Below are 2935 nucleotides of genomic sequence, written 5' to 3'. Positions count from 1 at the left end.
TTGAGATGATTTTATCACTTAAAAGTTCAGTTTTGTATGTGTCATAGGCTTTACGCTTACTTTTATAATACCTTTATGGATATTTTTACTTGAACATATTTCAGCTATATTTTATAGCTATAAGATACTTCTAAATTATACTTCTGTTACAAATTGGGCAACAGATAAGTTTAAAGGTATATTTCTTTATTCAATCGTCTATATAGCATTAATAAATATGATTCTTTTAGGTGTGTTATTAATAATTGGACTAGAGAAAAACTTAACCTTAGGTTATTTTTTTTATATATTTGAAAGGATTTTATTTCAATTAGTAGGATTTTGGATATTAGCAATTATTTATAATATGTTTTTGCTTTGCGTTCGAAAAGATATTGTAGCATTTTTTATTACTTATGGTATTTTTTTATTATTTACTGCTTTGAAAATAGTATTAAATCTTTCGTTTACTACTTTAGAAGAATATATGTTTCTTATTTTAGAAAATAGCAGTAATTTAATAGATATAAGTAGTTTTTTAGGCTTAAATTTAATATTTTTTATTTTATACTATAGTGATCTTTATATTAGCAAAACTACTGATAAGTATTGGGGGTATTAGTGTTGAAAGTAAGTATTTTAAAAGAAAGCAATATTTTTAAAAAACTATTAGTAGGAATTATTTTTGCTTTTTTTTTGAGTTTATATCATATTGATGTAATGAATGCTTGTAATTACAATGATATAGATCTTTTGTTTATGTTATCTTATGGGAATTTAGATATTGATAGTATTAAATATATTATCCCTATTTTTTTTCTAATCATCCCTCAATTATATTTAATTTTTGTGCTAAAGGATTATCTATATATAGCTACTTCTAGAAATGCAATATATGTTTTTACAAGAAATAATAGTAAAAGCTCATGGCTATTAAATAAATTAGTACACCTTTTCATATATGTAATGATCTATTATCTAATTCAATTTATAACCGTATTCTTGATAGGTTTTTTCTATGGTTTCACTTTCAATCATACATCTATTATTATAATAGGAATTGAATATATTCTAATTATTCTATTAAATTATTTTTATATTTTAATCTTAAATATTATGTCACTAAGTATTAATATTACTTATAGTTTTTTCATTACCATATCTGTTAGTATATTTCAGATATTTACAATAGGGTTTTTATACGCTTTCCATTTTACCAGTATAAATTTAATAAAGCTATTTCCAATTAGCCAAGCAATTATACCATGGCATACTAGTCATTTCATCAAATATACAGATTTTTTTCAATTTAAAATTAATAATTTTATGTTAATAGACTCTATGTTATATTTATTAATAATTTGTACAAGTAGTATAATATATGCCATATACAATTTCAAAAATATGGATATTATCTAGGAGGAATATATATGAGTTTTATCACAATTACTAATTTAGAAAAAAAAATTAAAGGAAAAGAAATTTTAAAGGATATCAATCTCTCATTAGAAAAAGGAGGTATCTATGGTTTTTTTGGAAGAAATGGCTCAGGGAAAACTATGCTTTTCAGGGCGATATCTGGATTAATAAAACCCTCATCTGGTGAAATAAAAATTGATAATAAAGTATTGCATAAAGATATTTGTTTTCCAGAAAGTGTAGGCGTGATATTAGAAACGCCAGGCTTTTGGGATTATTATACTGGCTTTGAAAATTTAAAGATATTGGCAAGCATTAAAAATAAAATATCTGATACGGATATAAAAAATTCAATTACGAGAGTAGGCCTGGATTGTTCGGATAAACGTATTTATAAAAAATATTCTTTAGGAATGAAGCAACGGTTAGCTATTGCTCAAGCAATTATGGAAAAACCTACTTTATTGGTACTAGATGAACCAACAAATGCTCTTGATGAAGAAGGAGTTCAATTGGTTCGAAATATATTGTTAGAAGAAAAAAAGAGAGGTGCAACTATCTTGTTAGCAAGTCATAACAAAGAAGATATAGACATATTATGTGATTTTAAGTTTAAAATAGATGATGGGAAATTAATAAATCATTGATTTTTAAAGGTTTATTCTGTATTTAGAAACTTTTTTAAGAAACAATTTTAATAATATTTTATTTTAAAATACATGGAGGCCAAATATGCGACTTAGAAATAAAATTTTTATTATATTCATTAGTACATGTTTAGGAATATGTTGTGTAATAGGTATATTGACTAGACAATCATTTTATACGGACGTAGATGCAAAACATCTTTTTAAAGAGATTGAAGACTTTAAAATTGACTTGGCTGAAAATAGTCCTCTCTCAAAAATATATTTTGAAGATAATATAGATAATCTAGCACAACTTAAAGAAAAAGCTGATTTAATTGTAAAAGTCAGTGTAACAGATAATAGAAAAATATTTAATTTAGCACTTCTTTCAAATGTGAATGTTTTAGATATCTATAAAGGAAAAAATATAAAAGAAAATGATAATATTTATATTTATGAACCCTTTTCCCTAGGAATTAATACATGTGAAATAGAAAATGGATATATTCCAATAAAAAAAGATGAAGAATATATATTTTTCTTAAAACATTTAAAAATTCCAAATGGCTATAAATACAAAGGAAAAGAAAAAATAACTTATATTCCTGTTTCAACTATATTTAGTAAATACAACTTAATGAACGAGACAAATACAAAACCGATAAATAAAGCAATCTTAAATAACGGGATTGAGTTTATAAAAGTAAAGAATATGGATATTCTCACTACAAATATGAATATTTTGAAAAAATATAACACTCTAAAAGAACAAGTACATTATATGATTTCAAAAGATTGTGTATACCAAAACAAGCGTGTTGATTATCCATAAAAAGGTAGAGTTGACTAGCTGGAGTAATTGGATATCATAAAATAGATTTTCTTAACAAATCGACAAGTATAGGATA

The 2935-nt window shown here is 23.9% G+C and carries 2 protein-coding genes; both read left to right on the top strand.

Annotated elements, in window-relative coordinates:
- Positions 1 to 1409: 1409 nt before the first annotated feature.
- On the top strand, positions 1410 to 2045 hold the full coding sequence (locus EK368_RS00150; RefSeq protein ID WP_129595702.1) for an ATP-binding cassette domain-containing protein: 636 nt from the start codon (positions 1410 to 1412) through the stop codon (positions 2043 to 2045).
- An 85-nt stretch (positions 2046 to 2130) separates the two neighbouring features.
- Complete coding sequence (locus tag EK368_RS00145) at positions 2131 to 2859, top strand: hypothetical protein (protein WP_129595701.1); 729 nt, start codon at positions 2131 to 2133, stop codon at positions 2857 to 2859.
- The last annotated feature ends 76 nt before the right edge of the window (positions 2860 to 2935 follow it).

Origin of the sequence: Anaerophilus nitritigenes, assembly GCF_004138215.1 — a bacterium.
GTDB classification, from domain to species: domain Bacteria; phylum Bacillota; class Clostridia; order Peptostreptococcales; family Thermotaleaceae; genus Anaerophilus; species Anaerophilus nitritogenes.
Note: the sequence above shows the minus strand (reverse complement) of the source record. Positions and strands in the feature narration are given on the sequence as shown.